Here is a 15,537-nt window from a genome sequence, read left to right as displayed (position 1 = left end):
TGACGGAAGGGGTCGCATGGCGGGCAAGCGTCAGGACAGCGAGGACACGCGTCGACGGCTGCTCGACGCCGCTGACGTCGTCCTCCGCGAGAAGGGGTACGCCGGCACGTCCGCGCGCGTCCTCGCCGCGGAGGCCGGGGTCAACTCGGCGCTGGTCTTCTACCACTTCGGCGGCGTCGACCCGTTGCTCCTCGCCGCCCTCGACCGGGCGTCCGACGAGCGGATGGCGCGTCACCGCCAGACCGTGGAAGGGGCGCGCACGGTGGAGGAGCTCGTGGCGGCCGCGCAGGAGATCTACCGCTCGGACCTCGAGCGTGGCTCCCTTGCCCTGTTCAGCGAGCTCGTGGCCGCCGCCGTCACCAAACCGGAGCTGCGGACGGCGATCACCGAGCGCGCGGAGCCCTGGGTCGGCTTCGTCGAAGAGAGCTGGGAGCGGGTCGCCGGCGGCACCCCGCTCGGCCGACTGCTGCCCGCGCGGGAGGTCGCCAACGCGGCGATCACGTTCTACCTCGGCGTCAACCTCTTCTCGGTCATCGACGCCGACCAGTCCCGCACCGAGGGCGTGTTCGCGCTGGCCCGGCGGATCGCGCCCCGCGCGAAGCTGTTGACGATGCGCATGCCGACCCGCTCGCGCACGTCACGGAAGGCCTGAGCCGCTCGTCACCCGCGCGCCCGTACGGTCACAGCGCGGGTCGCGGACCTCCGACGCCGATCCCGGCCCCGGCCAGCTCCTCGTACGCGCGTGCGAGCGCGAGCAGCCGGTGCTCCGACCCCGCAGGGCCCACGAGCTGCAGGCCGACCGGGAGGCCGTCCTCGGTGAACCCGGCAGGGACGCTGACCGCGGGACAACCCGTGACGGTGATGAGGAACGCCGCGCGCATCCAGTCGAGGTACGTCTCCTGGGCGCGGCCGTTGATCGTCTGCGGGAACTCCTGGTCGGCCGGGAACGGCGGGACCTGGCTCACCGGCAGCGCGAGCACGTCGTAGCGCGTGAAGAACTCCCGCGCCTTCTCGGCAAGCACCGTCCGCTGGGCGTACGCGGCGGCCACGTCGTGCCCGCTCAACGGAGCACCCGCTCGGATGTTGTCCGCGAGCGACTCCTTGAAGTCGTCGGGACGGCTGCCGAGGAGGTCACCGAGCGTGTACTCCATCAGCCAGGCACGCAGCGTACGGAACGTCGCCTCCGCTTCCGGCAGCTCCGGCCACGCCTCCTCCACGCGCGCGCCGGCCGCTTCGAGCACGCCCGCCTGCGCCCGTACGACGTCGGCGACAGCGGCCTCGACCTCGAACGCGCCCCCGAGGTCGACCGACAACGCCACCCGCACCCCGGCGAGGGATGCCGGACGCACGTCACGGAACACCTCTCCGGCCGTGGAGTCCGCCGTCGGGACGCGCGGGTCGGGACCGGCGAGCACGCTGAGCAGCAGCGCGAGGTCGCCGACGTCGCGCGCGAGCGGTCCCTGCACCGAGACGGTCTCCCACAGGTTCCAGGTGGGCCACGTCGGGACCCTCCCCCACGTCGGCCGCAGCCCGACCACGTTGCAGAACGACGCCGGGTTGCGCAGCGATCCGCCCATGTCGGAGCCGTCGGCGAGCGGCACCATCCCGGCCGCCAGCGCAGCCGCCGAACCCCCGCTCGACCCGCCCGCGGAACGGGCCGTGTCGTACGGGTTCACCGTGGTCCCGAACACCGGGTTGAAGGTGTGCGACCCCGACGCGAACTCGGGCGTGTTCGACTTCGCGACGACCACCGCGCCCGCCGCGCGGACGCGCTCCACGACAAGCTCGTCGTAGGTCGCGACGTGGTCGGCGAGCACCGGCGAGCCGAACGTCGTCCGCCACCCCGCGACGTGATGGGTGTCCTTCACCGCGTACGGGAGGCCGTGGAGCGGGCCGAGCGGCTCGCCGGACGTCGTACGCTCGTCGGCCGCGGCCGCCTGCGCGTACGCCCGCTCCTCGTCGAGCGAGACGAGCGCGTTGACCGTGCCGTTCACCTCCCCGATGCGGGCCAGGTGCAGGGCGAGCAGCTCGCGTGCGGAGATCTCGCGCGCGGCGACGGCCTGCGCCATCGCCCGCGCGCTGCTGTAGACGTCGATCATCGCGACCGGCGGCCGAACAGCCCTCCGACGATCACGCCGGCCAGCACCAGGACACCGCCGACGACCGCACCCTTGAGGAAGTCGTCGGTTGATCCGGCCCGCCCGCCGGCCGGCCCGGGCGCTGCGGCCGTGAAGCGCTGGCCGACCGCCGGAGCGGACGCGGCCGTCGCGGGCTCCTCGGCGACGGCCGTCGACGGCGCGCCGTCCACGGCACCACGCGAGGCGATCGCCTCGTCGACCGCGCCGAAGAACTCGCCGGCCATCCGCTTGCTCACCGCCGTCAACATCCGCTGCCCGACGCCGCCGATCATGCCGCCCACCACCGCGTCCGCGTCGTAGGCGACCCCGGTCGTGCCGTCGCCGTTGTCGGAGAACCGGACGGCGACGTCGGCCGCGACCGTCCCGGGAGCACCCGCCCCCTCGGCACGCATCACGAGCGACTGGTGCGGGACAAGGTCGCTCAACGTGCACGTCCCCGCGTACGTCCCGCGGATCGACGCCACGCCGGCGCTCACGGTCATGGCGTACGCGTTGTCGCCGGTCGCCTCGAGCACCTCGCAGCCCGGGATCGTACGGACGAGCACCGACGGGTCGAGCAGCGCGGACCAGACCGCGTCCACTGGGGCGTTGAGCACTGCCTGTCCGGCAACCTTCATGAGTCTCCCTCCACAGCGGCGACTGCCGCCTCGTCAGAGCCTGCGCGCGTGCGCCGCAGGTCGTACAGCTCGCTCGGCGAGATCGGCATCCGCGTGATCGTGAGCCCCTCGGCGTCCTCGATCGCCGACGCGAACACCGCCGCGCTCGGGATCACGCCAGCCTCGCCCGCGCCCTTGATGCCGAGCGGGTTCAGCGGGGACGGCGTCTCGAGGTGGTCGACGTCGATCGTCTGCGGCACCTCGGTCACGTACGGCATGAGGAAGTCCATGAACGAGGCGTTCTGGAGCTGCCCGTGCTCGTCGTAGGCCATCCGCTCGTACAGCGCGCCACCCACGCCCTGCGCGACACCGCCGTGGATCTGACCCTCGACGATCATCGGGTTGATCAGGCGCCCGCAGTCATGGACGACGGCGTACTTGAGGATCGTGATCTCGGCGGTCTCGGGATCGGTCTCGACGATCACCGCGTGCATGCCGGAGGCGAACGTCGAGCGCGGCGGTGAGTAGAAGTCGCGACTCTCCAGCCCCGGCGAGGTGCCCTCGGGCACAGGGACCTTGTCGGGGTCGCCGACAGAGAACTGCGTGGCCGCCTTGCTCGCCTCGTCGAACGCGTACCGCAGCGGGTTGCTCAGCACCGCGAGCGTGCCGAGGGCGACCTGCGCCCCCGGGGCACCCTTCACCGAGATGACACCGTCGGCGATCTCCAGGTCGTCAACGTTCGCCTCGAGCGCCTCGGCAGCCAGCTCGAACGCCTTGCGCCGCACCGACCGAGCCGTCAGCGCCAGAGCCGAGCCGCTCATGACCGCCGCGCGCGAGGCGTACGTGCCGACGGCGTACGGCATGCGGCGCGTGTCACCGGTGACGACCTCGACGTCCTCGAAGCGCACCCCCAGCTCGTCGGCAACGATCTGCGCGAACGCCGTCTGGTGGCCCTGCCCCTGGGTCGTCAGCCCGGTGGACACTTTGACCTTGCCGGTGGTCTCGACTTGGATGTGGCCGCCCTCGTACGGGCCGACCCCCGTGCCCTCGACATAGCAGCCGATGCCGATGCCGACCCGTCGACCCTCAGCGCGCATCTGGTCGCGGAACGACGCGAACTCGTCCCACCCGACCAGCGCCTTGAGCTTGTCGAGCATCTGGGGGAAGTCGCCGGAGTCGTAGACCAGCGGCTTGCCGTCCTGGAAGATCAGCCCCTGGTCGTACGGGAACTCGTCGGGCTGGATGAAGTTGACCGCCCGCACCTCGGTGCGGTCCTTGCCGAGGTACGCGGCGATCGCGTCCATCGTGCGCTCCATCGCGAACACGCCCTGCGGGCGCCCGGCTCCGCGGTACGGCGTGACGATGACCGTGTTGGTGTAGAGGCTGTGGAACGTCGCCGAGTAGACCGGCGGCTTGTACGGGCCGAGCAGCTGCGTCGTGGTGATGATGGGGACGATCAGGCCGTACGGGATGTAGGCGCCGTGGTCGTGCCAGATCTCGACGTCGAGACCGAGGATGCGGCCCTCGTCGTCGAAGCCGACCTCGACGTGCTGCTGCTGGGCCCGCTCGTGGGCGGCGGAGACGAAGTGCTCGCGGCGGTCCTCGGTGAACTTCACGGGGCGGCCGAGTGCCATCGCCGCCATCGGGACGAGGACCTCCTCGGGCCAGGGGTGCACGACCTTGACGCCGAACCCTCCCCCGACGTCGGGGGTAATGACGTCGACGACGGAGAGGTCGAGGCCGAGCTTCGCGGCGATCGCCGCACGGACGCCGGTCGACGTCTGGGTGGACGACCACACCTCGAGGCGGCCGTTGTCGGTGTCCCACTTCGCGACCGTGCCGCGGCCCTCCATCGGCGTGCAGGCGCTCCGCTCGACGTCGAGGTCGAGTGCGAGGCGGTGCGGAGCGCGCCCGATCGCCGCCCTCGCGTCACCGGTGGCCTGCGTCGACGTCGCGGCGAGGTTGCCGGGGACGTCGTCGTGGACGAGGTGCTCGGCGGCGCGCGCCGCGTCGAGCCCGACGACCGGGGTCAGCACCTCGTACGCGACCCCGATCCGCCCGACCGCGTCCTCGGCGACGTAGCGGTCGGCGGCGACGACCATCGCGATCGCCTCACCGACGTAGTTCACCTCGTCCTTCGCCAGCGCGTACTGCGTGCGCCCGTGGGTGAGGTCCGGGTGCGGGATGAGCAGCGGCAGCGGCTCGGCCATCGCGCCGGTCAGGTCGTCGTAGGTGTAGACCGCGACGACGCCGTCCAGGTCGAGCACCGGGTCGACGTCGATGTCGAGGATCCGGGCGTGGGCGTGCGGCGAGCGCAGGACGGCGACGTGCAGCGCGTCCGGCGCGAGGTCGTCGAGGTAGCGGCCCCTGCCGCGCAGGAACCGCTCGTCCTCGACCCGGGCGACGCGTTCACCGAAGGACTTCGTCGTCATGCCTCACCGCCGCCGGCCTCAGCGGTCCCGCCCTCGCGCCCGATCTCGGCGGCGCGCAGCACGGACTTCACGATGTTCTGGTAGCCGGTGCACCGGCAGAGGTTGCCGGCCACCATCTCGCGCGCCTCCTCCTCCGTCGGGTCGGGGTTGTCGCGGAGGCCGGCCGTGATCGTAGTGAGGAACCCGGGCGTGCAGAAGCCGCACTGCAGCCCGTGGCACTCCTTGAACGCCTGCTGCACCGGCCCCAGCCGGTCACCGGACTCGGTGAGCCCCTCGACCGTGGTCAACGAGGCGCCCTGGACGGACACGGCGAGCAGCAGGCACGCGCGCATCGGACGTCCGTCGACGAGGACCGTGCACGCCCCGCACACGCCGTGCTCGCACCCCACGTGGGTGCCGGTCAGGCCGATGTCGTGCCGCAGCGCGTCGGAGAGCAGCCGCCGGGCCGGCACGTCGATCTCGTACGCCGCGCCGTTGACGGTGAAGCTCACGTGGTGCAGGGCGTCGGGCGCGAGGACCTCGGGCTGGCGGGTCATCGGGCTCCCTCCGGGTCGGGGGCGACGGCGCGGGCGTACGCATCGCGCACGACGCGGCGGGTCAGCACGCCCGCGAGGTGGCGCCGGTAGTCGGCTGTCGCGTGGATGTCGGTCTCGGGGTCAACGCCTGCGGTCGCGATCTCGACCGCCGCGTCGAGGTTGGCCTCGCTGGCCGTGCCGTCGGCGAACGCCTCGGAGAGGTCGAGGACCAGCGGCGTCAGCGAGACGGAGAGGTACGAGGCACGCACCGTCTCGATCGCGCCCTTCTCGCTCACGGAGACGAGGGCCGCGACGCCGCACAGCGCGTAGTCGCCGTGGCGGCGCGTCACCTCGTCGATCGCCGAGCCCGTACGCGCGCCGAGCGCCGGCACCTGGAGCTCGAGCGCGACCTCCTTCGTCGCGAGCGTCGACTCCAGCGGGCCGGCGAACAGGTCCGCCGCGTCGATGGTGCGGCGTCCGTCGACCGAGGCGACGAGCACCGTGCCGCCAAGGAGGGACACCACCGCGGGCATCTCGGCCGCCGCGTCGGCGTGGACGACGGAACCGAGGGTCGTCCCGCGGTTGCGGATCGTCGGGTGCGCCACCAGGCGCAGCGCCTGGCGCAGCAGGGGCTGCGCCCGCCACGCGTCGACGTCGGCCTCGACGTCGGCGTGGCGGGCCAGCGCCCCGATGCGGACACCGTCCTTGTCGGTCCGGACGTAGGCCAACTCGGGGAGCCCGTTGATGTCGACGAGCGTGCTCGGCTGCGCGAGACGCATCGACAGCAGGGGGACCAGGCTCTGGCCGCCGGCCAGCACCTTCGCGTGCGGGTCGGCCGCGAGCACGGCCAACGCCTCGTCGAGGGTGGACGGTCGGACGTAGGAGAACGGTGCCGGCTTCACAGCTGCCTCGTCACCTCCTCGGCACCCTCGTCGGAGGTGTGCTGACGGGGACGTTTCCAGGCGACCATGTGGTAGTAGACGATCGCGAGGATCGTGCCGAGCGCGATGCCGCCGAGCTGGAAGTCGTCGGTGAAGACGAGGGTCACGTTGCCGACACCGATGATGATCCCGGCCGCGAGCCCGACGATGTTGACCGGATCGCCGAAGTCGACGTGGTTCTCGACCCAGATCTTGGCGCCGACCAGGCCGATCATGCCGTACAGGACGACCGTGATGCCGCCGAGCACGCCACCGGGGATCGCGTTGACGATCGCGCCGAACTTCGGGCAGAGGCCCAGGATGATCGCGACCAGCGCGGCGAAGTAGTACGCCGCGGTCGAGTAGATGCGCGTCGCCGACATCACACCGATGTTCTCGGCGTATGTCGTGGTGGGCGACCCGCCGAACGCGCTCGCGAACGCGGTGGCGAGACCGTCCGCGCCGATCGCGCGGCCCATGTACGGGTCGAGGTCGTCGCCCGTCATCTCCGCGACGGCCTTCACGTGGCCGGTGTTCTCGGCGATGAGCGCGATCACACCCGGGAGCACGAGGAGGATGAACGTGAGGCTGAAGCTCGGCGCGTGGACGGCCGAGACTCCGTCGGCCAGCGTGCTGTTGGGGAAGCCGATCCAGTCGGCGTCACCGACCGCGTCCCAGTTGACGCGCCAGTGCGCGACCTCCTCGCCGGCAGCGGGCTGGAAGGAGGTGATCTGACCGAAGAGCCGGTCGGCGAGCCACGAGACCAGGTAGCCGAAGATCAGCGCGAGGAAGACGGCGATGCGTCCCCAGAAGCCGGGGAGGAGGACGGCCGCGCCGATCATGAACGTCGCCGTGAGGAGAGCGATCCACTGGTCCTGCGGCCAGTAGGTGCCGGCGACGACCGGCGCCAGGTTGAAGCCGATCAGCATGACGACGGCACCGGTCACGGCGGGCGGGAGCAGCTTGTGCAGGAACTTGGTCCCGGCGAAGTGCACCGCCACGCCCACCGCCGCGAGCACGAGGCCGGCGACGAGGATCGCCCCGGTGACGTCGGAGGAGTCACCGCCCTGCGAACGGATCGCGGCCACGGCGGCGACGAACGAGGCGCTCGTCCCCAGATAGCTCGGCACCATGTTGTTGGTGATGAGCAGGAACATGATGGTGCAGATGCCCGAGAACATGATGGCGAGGTTGGGATCGAGTCCCATCACCACGGGGAACACGAAGGTCGCGCCGAACATCGCCACCACGTGCTGCGCGCCGAGCCCGGCCGTACGGCCCCAGCTCAGCCGCTGACGCGGTCCGACCGCTTGACCGGGAGGTGGTGTCTTGCCTCCGTACACCACGTCCCACTTGAACAACGACATGCCGTCTCCTCAGAGTGTGCGAGCGGGCCGCCGGGGGATCTCGGTCAGCGCACCCAGTCCAATGGGCTGACCCTAGTAGTGACGTGAGACACGCGGCATGGTGCGAAAGTGCCAACTGAACCGGCAGGCTGCTGTCACCCCTTGCTCTGCGTGTTCATGTGCCGGAAACAGCACGGCTAGCCTTCGACGATGCCTGCCTTCAGCATCACCCCGGTCGGGACGGTCCACAACGACCGGACCGACGTCCAGGACACCGACAACTGGGGCGCGGTCCGCAGCACGATCACGCTCGACGAACGGTTCGGCGAGACGAGTCTGGTCGGCCTGGAGTGGTTCTCCCACGTGGAGGTCCTGTTCCTCTTCGACCAGCTCCCCGAGGCCGAGGACTACCGCGAGCCGCGGCCGTACCGTGGTCTCTCCGCGCTTCCACCCGTCGGCATCTTCGCGGGCCGCGGCCCGCGCCGGCCGAACCGCATCGGCGTGACCTGCTGCGCGATCGAGTCGGTCGGTGCCCGCGAGCTGACCGTGGTCGGACTCGACGCCGTGTCCGGCACGCCAGTGGTCGACCTCAAGCCGGTCCTGCGCGAGTTCCTCCCGACCGGCGTGGAGCAGCCCGCGTGGGTCGGCCCGATGATGGCGGACTACTTCAAGCCGTGAGCCTCACTCGCGCATGTGCAGGATCTGCAGCGCGACGGCCACGTCCAGACGCACCTGCGGATCGGTGCTGAACGGGCCGAGCAGGCTCTCGAGCTTGGTCACGCGGTAGCGCATCGTGTTGTAGTGGAAGTGCTGCGTGCGCGCGGCCTCCGCCACGTTGAGGTTGACGTCGAGCAGCACCTGCAGCGTCGCCCGGAGGTCGGCCGCCGTCGCCGTGTCCTCGGCGAGCGTGCCGAGGACCTCCGACGCGAACGCGTCCAGCTCGGCCGGGTCCTCGACCTGCGAGAGGAGCCGGCGGACGCCGAGACGGTCGAAGTACGTCGTCGACCCCGTCCCCTTCATCCGCCGCCCGACCTCGACGGCCTTGCGCGCACGGGTGTACGCGTCCGGCAGCGCCTCCACGCCGGCGACGACCCGGCTGATCCCCGCCGAGAAGGGGCGTCGCCCACCGCCGGAGTCCCCTCGTACGGCGGCCAGCGCCTCCTCGACGACCTCGGAGACGTCCGACCCGTCCGGTGACACCGGGAGCAGCGCGACCACCTGCGACGAGAAGTCGGCGACCGCGATGCTGCGCCCCCGCCGCTCGACCACCTGCCGCCACGCCGCCGCGAACCGGTCCTGGTAGCCGCGGCGCGTCCGGCTCGAGACGGGCGCCTCCCCCGGCTCGGGCGGGTCGAGCTGCGCGACGACGACCACGAGCGGACGGTCGAGGTCCCAGCCCAGCCCCTCGGCGTGCTCGAGGACGTACTGCGGGCTCTCCGCACGGTCGGTCAGCACGTCGCGGAGGAAGTCGCCGCGGTACTTCCCCTCGACGGCGACGACCGCCTGCATGCGCGTGATGAGGAGCGCCGCGACCGTCGCCGCCCGCTCCAGGGCGTAGACGTCGGTGGGCAGCAGCGCCCGCTTCTCGCTCACGACGACCAGACGTGCGAGGTCGGTGCCGGAGGCGGCCACGCTGAGCACCCGGATCTCGCCGGCCTCGAACGGCCGGACCCCGCGCAGCCGCTCCACGCGAACGCGCCCGGAGACGTCGAGGAACTCGCTGATCTCGAGGGTCGCGCGTGTCTCGTCGCTCAGCGCACCGGCCCACTCGCGGCCGTCGGTGGAGGTCACGAGCACGCCGAGGTCGAGGACCTTGGAGACCTCCGCGGCGATCTGCTCGAGGTCGCCTCCCTCGAGGACGATCATGGTCAGGGCGGAGTGCAGCGCGTCGATCTGCGCGAGCACGTTCGACTGGAACGCGTTCAGCGCGGCGTACGCGTCCTTGAGGACGTCGTCGAACGCGACCTTCTCCGGGATCTGCACGATGGGGAAGCCCAGGCTGTCGGCGAGCCCCAGCACGTCCTCCGGCACCTCGTCGACGTAGCGGCCGAGCTTGATCGCGAAGCCCGCCAGGGACCGGTCGTACAGGCCCTGGACGAGCGCCACCATCCGCGGCACGTCGAGCCGGCGGGCGGTGTCGAGCAGCGGGAAGCCGGTCGTCACGAGCAGCTCGTGCGGCTTGACCCACCCTAGGACGTCGGGGACCTCCATGACATTCAGGCCGGTCACCGGGCGCTGCATCCCTTGGGCTCCGGCGAGGGTCTGCGCACCGGCGAGAGCGTCGATCTGCACGACGTCGGCGAGCGGAAGGCCGTACGTCGTGTCTGTCAGGTTGTGAGAGCGATTCGGCTGATCGTTGGCAAGTCTCGCCATCGGCTCACCGTAGCGAACGCTCCTACGCTGACGCCATGGTTGCGCCGATCCGTCCCCGGTCCGCGACCGCGGGACACCGTTCGTCGAGCGGTTCCGCGGCGCACCCGGCGGCTGCGACCCCCCGCGTCGCGGCCGCTCTGCGCGGCCCGAGACGCCCGGCGACGATCGTCGCCCGCAGCCCGTACGCGGTCTACGTGCGCGACGGGGAGGACGTCCTCGCGGTCCTCGCCCGCGACGCCGTCGTCGTCCCCTGCGGTCTCACAACCACGTGGGAGCACGTCGGCGACGTCCGCGAGGTCGTGCTCGGCGGTGGACGCTGCTCGGTGGACGGGCGCGAGGTGCGGGTGGGCAGGCTGGTCGACGCGACCGTACGCGAGGTCGGCGCCGCGCGCACCGCGCCCGAGGTCGACACCCTCCTCGACGAGGTCGGGCGCGACCTCCCCGGGCTTCCCGACGGGACCTACCCGGCCCTGCGCGAGGACGACCCCGCCGCTGCCACCGCCCTCCTCGGACGAGGCCCCGGCCTGACGCCGCTCGGCGACGACGTCCTCGCCGGCTGGCTCGTCGGCCGGTACGCCCGCGGCCACCGCGGCGGGCGCGTCGCCTCCGCGGCGGTGGCCCACGCACCTGCCCGTACGACCGCGGTGTCCGCCGCGCTGCTCGCGCACGCCGTACGGGGTGAAGCGATCGCGGAACTGCGCGACTTCGTCGCCGACCCTGCCGACTCCGCTGCCCTCGCCGCCCTGCGCGCCGTCGGGCACACCTCCGGTACCGGCCTCGCACTCGGCGTCGCCCTCTCCCTCCCCCACCCGTCCCCGTTGTGCAAGCAACCTGACGCAATCCACCTGCCGAAAAGGTCGTCTTCGTTTCACAGCGCGGACGCCCGACGACGAGGAGACCGATGACCGACCACGTACGAATCCGGTCCGGCGCGTACGCCGACTCCGTGACGCTGCTCCAGGTGAGCAAGCGGGTCGCCGGGACCCCCGGCGTCGCGGAGGCCCAGGTCGCGATGGCCACCGCGCTGAACCTGGAGACGCTCGCCGCGATGGGGTTCGACGTGCCCGCCGAGACCGGTCCGAACGACATGGTCGTGGCTCTCCGTCTGGCCGACGCCACGCTCGAGGACGCGCTCGCCGCTGTCGAGGAGGCGCTCGCCGAGGCAGGACGCCCGCCTGTACGGGACGGCGCCGCGACCACGGCTCCCCCACGGACGACGGCCGCGGCGCTGCGCGAGGCCCCCGGCGACGCGGTGGTCCTCGTCTCGGTCCCCGGCGCGTCCGCGTTCCCCGAGGCGATGGACGCGGTCGAGGCAGGCCACGACGTGATGATCTTCAGCGACAACGTCCCGCTTGAGGCCGAGCTGGCCCTGAAGCGCGCGGCCGCCGGACGCGACGTCCTGGTCATGGGACCCGACTGCGGCACGGCACTCGTCGGCGGTGTCGGTCTCGGCTTCGCGAACACCGTCCGTCCGGGACCCGTCGGCGTCGTCGCCGCGTCCGGGACCGGGACGCAGCAGGTCGTCTGCCTCCTCGACCAGGCAGGTGTGGGCGTCAGCGCCGCGCTCGGTGTCGGCGGCCGGGACCTCTCTGAGGCCGTCGGCGGTCTGGCGACCCGAACCGCCCTCGCGCGGCTCGACGCCGACCCTGCGACCAGCCGCGTCGTCCTCGTCTCGAAGCCCCCGGCACCGGAGGTCGCCGAGGCGATCGCCTCGTACGCGCAGTCCCTCGACGTGCCCGTCGAGCTCGCGCTGCTGGCGCCAGGCACCGATCTCACAAGCCGTACGGAGGCCGTCCTCGAGACGCTCGGCGTCGAGGTGCCGCGCTGGCGGCGCTGGGGCGAGCCCGAGAACGCGAGCGGGCCGGGGTTCCTCCGCGGCCTGTTCGTCGGCGGCACCCTCTGCGACGAGGCCATGCTCCTCGCCGCCGACGTCCTCGGGCCGGTGCACAGCAACATCCCGCTCGCGCCGGACCTCGCCCTCGACACCGGCGTCATCACGTCCGGCACCCCGGTCGCCCACCACATGATGATCGACTTCGGGGACGACGCGCTCACGGTGGGACGCGCCCACCCGATGATCGACCCCACACTGCGACGTGCCGCGCTCAGCCGCGCCGCGCAGGACCCCACGACCGCGGTCGTCCTGCTCGACGTCGTCCTCGGGAACGGCGCCGAGCCGGACCCTGCCGCGACGCTCGCACCGGCTGTTGCCGAGGCGCGCGCGCAGGCCGCCGAGTCCGGCCGTGCCCTCCCCGTCGTCGTCAGCCTGATCGGGACGGACGCCGATCCCCAGGGGCTCGACGCCCAGGCCGAGGCGCTCGCCGCCGCCGGGGCGTACGTCTTCACGTCCAACGCCGAGGCGACCCGTCACGCGCTCGACGTCGTGACCGCCGCCGGCAGCCCGCTCGTGTCGGCCGCCGCCGACGCCTCTGTCACCGCCTCAGGAGAACGCCGATGACCGCACCGACCATCGTGACCACCGGGACGGACCTGCTGGCCGACGCCGTCGCCGACCAGGCGGTGGACGTGCAGCGCGTCGACTGGCAGCCCCCGATGCCGGGCACGATCGACGACCTCGCCACCGTGATCGCCGACCCGTTGCGCGCCGAGGCCAACGCGAAGGCGGTCGAGGCCTACCTCGGCGTCACTGCCCAGCTCGTCGACGTCCTCCCGGCCGGGGAGGCGCTCGGCCTGGGCACCGGCGACTTCCTCCACGCGGGCCCTCCGATCTCCTGGGAGCGCGCCTCGGGTCCGATGCGCGGCGCGCTCATGGGCGCCGCCGCGTTCGAGGGGATCGTCGCCGACGCGGAGGACGCGCCGGCGTTCTTCGAGTCGGGAACCGGCTTCACGCTGAGTCCCGCGCACCACCACCATGCCGTCGGCCCGATGGCCGGCGTGGTCTCGCCGTCGATGTGGGTGTTCGTGATCGAGGACGCCGCCACGGGAGCGCGGACGTACTGCTCGCTCAACGAGGGCCTGGGCAAGGTGCTGCGCTACGGCGCGTACTCGCCGGAGGTCCTCGACCGGCTTCGTTGGATGTCGGAGGTGCTCGGCCCCGTGCTGCAGCGCGCGGTGCGGGCGGCCGGACCGGTCGACGTCACGGCGATGCTCGCGCAGATGCTCCAGATGGGCGACGAGGCCCACAACCGCAACCGCGCGGGCACCCTCATGCTGCTGCGCGACCTCGTCCCGGCGATGATCCGCTCGGAGTCGCGTGCCGGCGACGTCGCCGACGCCGCCGCGTTCGTCGGCGGCAACGACCACTTCTTCCTGAACCTCGCCATGCCGGCCTGCAAGCTCGCCCTCGACGCCGCGCGCGACATCGAGGGGTCGACGATGGTCGTCGCGATGGCGCGCAACGGCACCGACTTCGGTATCCAGGTCTCCGGCACAGGCGACCAGTGGTTCACCGGGCCCGCGCAGGTCGCCGACGGTCTGTACCTCGGGTCGTACGGTCCGGAGGATGCCAACCCTGACATCGGCGACTCCGCGATCACCGAGACCGCCGGCATCGGCGGGTTCGCGATGGCGACCGCTCCCGCGATCGTCCGGCTCGTCGGAGGGACGGTGCCAGACGCCCTCGCGACGACGCGTCGCATGGGCGAGATCACGCTGACGCAGAACCCCCGCTGGACGCTCCCGGTGATGGAGTTCGCCGGCACGCCGACCGGCATCGACGTCACGCGGGTCTGCCGTACGGGGATCCTGCCGCAGATCAACACGGGCATGGCGGGACGGGTCGCGGGCACCGGCCAGGTCGGCGCCGGTCTGGTGACGCCCCCGGCCGAGATCTTCCCCGCGGCCCTCGCCGCCCTCGCCGAACGCGCCCGCCCGAGGGTCACCGGCTGAGCGCCGCGGGTCGGGTGTTCCCCCGCGGCGGTGACCTAAACTCTCGACCTTCGGGCGAGGCGTCCTTAGCATCGCGACATGGGGAGCTTTCGTACGCCGCGACCCGACGCGCTGCTCATCGGCGCGCCGAAGGCGGGGACGAGTGCGCTGCACGCTGCGCTCGCACACCACCCGCGGGTCTTCTCGAGTCAGCCCAAGGAGCCGAAGTACTACATGTGCTCCGACGCCCCGCCCCCTGCCTACCGGGGCCCGGGGGACGCCCACAGCCAGCAGGAGTGGATCTGGCGCCGCGAGGACTACGAGGCGCTGTTCGCCGGCGCGCCCGGTGACCAGGTCCGCATCGAGAGCACGCCGTTCTACCTCTACCTGCGCAACGCCCGCCGCCGGATCGCCGAGGAGCTGCCGGAGGCACGGGTGATCGCGGTGCTGCGCGACCCCGTCGACCGCGCGTACTCCAACTGGATGCACCTGCGCTCCGACGGACTCGAGCCCGTCGAGGACTTCGTCGAGGCGTTCGGCAGGGAGAGCGAGCGGATCGCCGCGGGGTGGGCGCCGTTCTGGCACTACCGGCGGCTCGGCCTGTACGGCGCCCAGCTCGACGACCTCTACCGGCACGTCGACGGCGACCGCGTCCTCGTCCTGCGCTACCGCGAGCTGGTCTCCGACCCCGCCCAGACGCTCGACCGCGTCTGCGAGTTCCTCGGGCTGGAGCCGGGAATCGTGACCTCGATCCCGCGCGACAACTCACGCCCGTACGTCGCGCCCGGCGCGCTCACCCGGGTCGCGTCGAAGGCCGTCCGGCTCGGGGCCCGCGCCGGCTCCCACCTCCCTCCGCAGGTCTGGCGCCGCCTCAGCAAGCCGCTGATCGCGTCGATGCACGGGCGCGGCGAGCCCACCCGCCCGAAGCTGGACCGGGCGGCGCGCTCCACACTCGTCCAGACCTACGTCGACGACATCGAGCTCCTGGAGAAGGTCACCGGACAGTCCTTCGCGGACTGGCGTACGGACGAGGGTCTCGGCGCCTTCAGCGAGCGCGCGGCCGACACAACGGGCCGGTCCGCCGGCTAGGACGTCAGCCGCTGCGCCGTACGGCTGCGGTCCGGCTCGCTGATCTCGGCCCACACCACGTCGAGCGACAACCCGAGCACCTCCGCGATCGCCGCAACGGTCGAGAACGCCGGCGTGGCGACGCGGCCGGACTCGATCTTGCGGAGCGTCTCGGGCGACACCCGCGCATCGAGCGCCGTCTCCAGCAACGCGCGCGACCCCCGTGCCCGGCGCAGGAGGGCGCCGAGACGCTTCCCGCGCTCGACCTCGGCGGGAGTGAGCGGCAACCGGACCATGAGGTGATCCTAGTACCGGGTTAGC

Annotated in this window: 14 protein-coding genes; 6 read left to right on the top strand and 8 right to left on the bottom strand. The window is 72.3% G+C overall.

All coding sequences use genetic code 11. The features are described 5' to 3' along the window. Window positions 1-16: 16 nt before the first annotated feature. On the top strand, window positions 17-652 hold the full coding sequence (locus NYZ95_RS15305; protein WP_262852189.1) for a TetR/AcrR family transcriptional regulator: 636 nt from the start codon (window positions 17-19) through the stop codon (window positions 650-652). Window positions 653-680: 28 nt separating this feature from the next. On the opposite strand, the gene NYZ95_RS15300 is transcribed toward NYZ95_RS15305, so the two are convergent. The 6 genes from NYZ95_RS15300 to NYZ95_RS15275 are packed head-to-tail and all read right to left on the bottom strand — an operon-like array spanning window position 681 to window position 7,968. Next, window positions 681-2,099, bottom strand: coding sequence for an amidase (locus NYZ95_RS15300; protein ID WP_262852188.1), 1,419 nt, complete (start codon window positions 2,097-2,099; stop codon window positions 681-683). After that, window positions 2,096-2,755: an SRPBCC family protein gene (locus tag NYZ95_RS15295; protein ID WP_262852187.1), complete on the bottom strand. Its 660-nt coding sequence runs from the start codon at window positions 2,753-2,755 to the stop codon at window positions 2,096-2,098. Before NYZ95_RS15295 ends, NYZ95_RS15300 begins: the two co-directional genes overlap by 4 nt. Further along, window positions 2,752-5,166 (bottom strand): aerobic carbon-monoxide dehydrogenase large subunit, encoded by a 2,415-nt coding sequence (gene cutA / locus NYZ95_RS15290; protein WP_262852186.1) that lies wholly within the window; start codon window positions 5,164-5,166, stop codon window positions 2,752-2,754. Before cutA ends, NYZ95_RS15295 begins: the two co-directional genes overlap by 4 nt. After that, window positions 5,163-5,702: a (2Fe-2S)-binding protein gene (locus NYZ95_RS15285; RefSeq protein ID WP_262852185.1), complete on the bottom strand. Its 540-nt coding sequence runs from the start codon at window positions 5,700-5,702 to the stop codon at window positions 5,163-5,165. Before NYZ95_RS15285 ends, cutA begins: the two co-directional genes overlap by 4 nt. Further along, window positions 5,699-6,583 (bottom strand): FAD binding domain-containing protein, encoded by an 885-nt coding sequence (locus NYZ95_RS15280; RefSeq protein ID WP_262852184.1) that lies wholly within the window; start codon window positions 6,581-6,583, stop codon window positions 5,699-5,701. The genes NYZ95_RS15285 and NYZ95_RS15280 overlap by 4 nt, the downstream gene beginning before the upstream one ends. Then, the gene (locus NYZ95_RS15275) at window positions 6,580-7,968 is read right to left on the bottom strand and encodes a uracil-xanthine permease family protein (protein WP_262852183.1); all 1,389 of its coding nucleotides are present in this window, start codon (window positions 7,966-7,968) and stop codon (window positions 6,580-6,582) included. The genes NYZ95_RS15280 and NYZ95_RS15275 overlap by 4 nt, the downstream gene beginning before the upstream one ends. 189 nt (window positions 7,969-8,157) lie before the next feature. Here NYZ95_RS15275 and NYZ95_RS15270 point away from each other — a divergent pair, with 189 nt between their 5' ends. Further along, window positions 8,158-8,625, top strand: coding sequence for an SAM-dependent methyltransferase (locus NYZ95_RS15270; RefSeq protein WP_262852182.1), 468 nt, complete (start codon window positions 8,158-8,160; stop codon window positions 8,623-8,625). A gap of 3 nt (window positions 8,626-8,628) precedes the next feature. Here the strand turns inward: NYZ95_RS15270 and NYZ95_RS15265 are convergent, their stop codons facing one another. Beyond that, window positions 8,629-10,320, bottom strand: coding sequence for a PucR family transcriptional regulator (locus NYZ95_RS15265; protein WP_262852181.1), 1,692 nt, complete (start codon window positions 10,318-10,320; stop codon window positions 8,629-8,631). Between the two features lie 35 nt (window positions 10,321-10,355). On the opposite strand from NYZ95_RS15265, the gene NYZ95_RS15260 reads away from it, so the two are divergent. From NYZ95_RS15260 to NYZ95_RS15245, 4 genes are all read left to right on the top strand, one after another. Then, window positions 10,356-11,225 (top strand): oxamate carbamoyltransferase subunit AllH family protein, encoded by an 870-nt coding sequence (locus NYZ95_RS15260; RefSeq protein ID WP_262852180.1) that lies wholly within the window; start codon window positions 10,356-10,358, stop codon window positions 11,223-11,225. After that, window positions 11,222-12,778 carry an AllF/FdrA family protein gene (locus NYZ95_RS15255; RefSeq protein ID WP_262852179.1) on the top strand — a complete coding sequence of 519 codons (1,557 nt, stop codon included), beginning with the start codon at window positions 11,222-11,224 and terminating at the stop codon, window positions 12,776-12,778. Before NYZ95_RS15260 ends, NYZ95_RS15255 begins: the two co-directional genes overlap by 4 nt. Further along, the gene (locus tag NYZ95_RS15250; RefSeq protein WP_262852178.1) at window positions 12,775-14,169 is read left to right on the top strand and encodes a YlbE family protein; all 1,395 of its coding nucleotides are present in this window, start codon (window positions 12,775-12,777) and stop codon (window positions 14,167-14,169) included. Before NYZ95_RS15255 ends, NYZ95_RS15250 begins: the two co-directional genes overlap by 4 nt. Window positions 14,170-14,247: 78 nt before the next feature. Then, complete coding sequence (locus NYZ95_RS15245) at window positions 14,248-15,237, top strand: sulfotransferase family protein (protein WP_262852177.1); 990 nt, start codon at window positions 14,248-14,250, stop codon at window positions 15,235-15,237. Here the strand turns inward: NYZ95_RS15245 and NYZ95_RS15240 are convergent. Continuing rightward, complete coding sequence (locus tag NYZ95_RS15240) at window positions 15,234-15,512, bottom strand: helix-turn-helix domain-containing protein (protein ID WP_262852176.1); 279 nt, start codon at window positions 15,510-15,512, stop codon at window positions 15,234-15,236. The two genes, NYZ95_RS15245 and NYZ95_RS15240, sit on opposite strands and share 4 nt — an antisense overlap. Between the last annotated feature and the right edge of the window lie 25 nt (window positions 15,513-15,537).

The sequence above is a fragment of the Mumia quercus genome (assembly GCF_025506335.1).
Taxonomy (GTDB): domain Bacteria; phylum Actinomycetota; class Actinomycetes; order Propionibacteriales; family Nocardioidaceae; genus Mumia; species Mumia quercus.
The sequence above is the reverse complement of the archived record's forward strand: the minus strand, read 5'-3'. Positions and strand labels throughout refer to the sequence as shown.

Coding starts and splice junctions, on each gene's coding strand:
- NYZ95_RS15270 (WP_262852182.1), top strand. CDS start 8,158: ATGCCTGCCTTCAGCATCACCCCGGTCGGGACGGTCCACAACGACCGG.
- NYZ95_RS15250 (WP_262852178.1), top strand. CDS start 12,775: ATGACCGCACCGACCATCGTGACCACCGGGACGGACCTGCTGGCCGAC.
- NYZ95_RS15285 (WP_262852185.1), bottom strand. CDS start 5,702: ATGACCCGCCAGCCCGAGGTCCTCGCGCCCGACGCCCTGCACCACGTG.
- NYZ95_RS15245 (WP_262852177.1), top strand. CDS start 14,248: ATGGGGAGCTTTCGTACGCCGCGACCCGACGCGCTGCTCATCGGCGCG.
- NYZ95_RS15265 (WP_262852181.1), bottom strand. CDS start 10,320: ATGGCGAGACTTGCCAACGATCAGCCGAATCGCTCTCACAACCTGACA.
- NYZ95_RS15300 (WP_262852188.1), bottom strand. CDS start 2,099: ATGATCGACGTCTACAGCAGCGCGCGGGCGATGGCGCAGGCCGTCGCC.
- NYZ95_RS15260 (WP_262852180.1), top strand. CDS start 10,356: ATGGTTGCGCCGATCCGTCCCCGGTCCGCGACCGCGGGACACCGTTCG.
- NYZ95_RS15295 (WP_262852187.1), bottom strand. CDS start 2,755: ATGAAGGTTGCCGGACAGGCAGTGCTCAACGCCCCAGTGGACGCGGTC.
- cutA (WP_262852186.1), bottom strand. CDS start 5,166: ATGACGACGAAGTCCTTCGGTGAACGCGTCGCCCGGGTCGAGGACGAG.
- NYZ95_RS15305 (WP_262852189.1), top strand. CDS start 17: ATGGCGGGCAAGCGTCAGGACAGCGAGGACACGCGTCGACGGCTGCTC.
- NYZ95_RS15255 (WP_262852179.1), top strand. CDS start 11,222: ATGACCGACCACGTACGAATCCGGTCCGGCGCGTACGCCGACTCCGTG.
- NYZ95_RS15240 (WP_262852176.1), bottom strand. CDS start 15,512: ATGGTCCGGTTGCCGCTCACTCCCGCCGAGGTCGAGCGCGGGAAGCGT.
- NYZ95_RS15275 (WP_262852183.1), bottom strand. CDS start 7,968: ATGTCGTTGTTCAAGTGGGACGTGGTGTACGGAGGCAAGACACCACCT.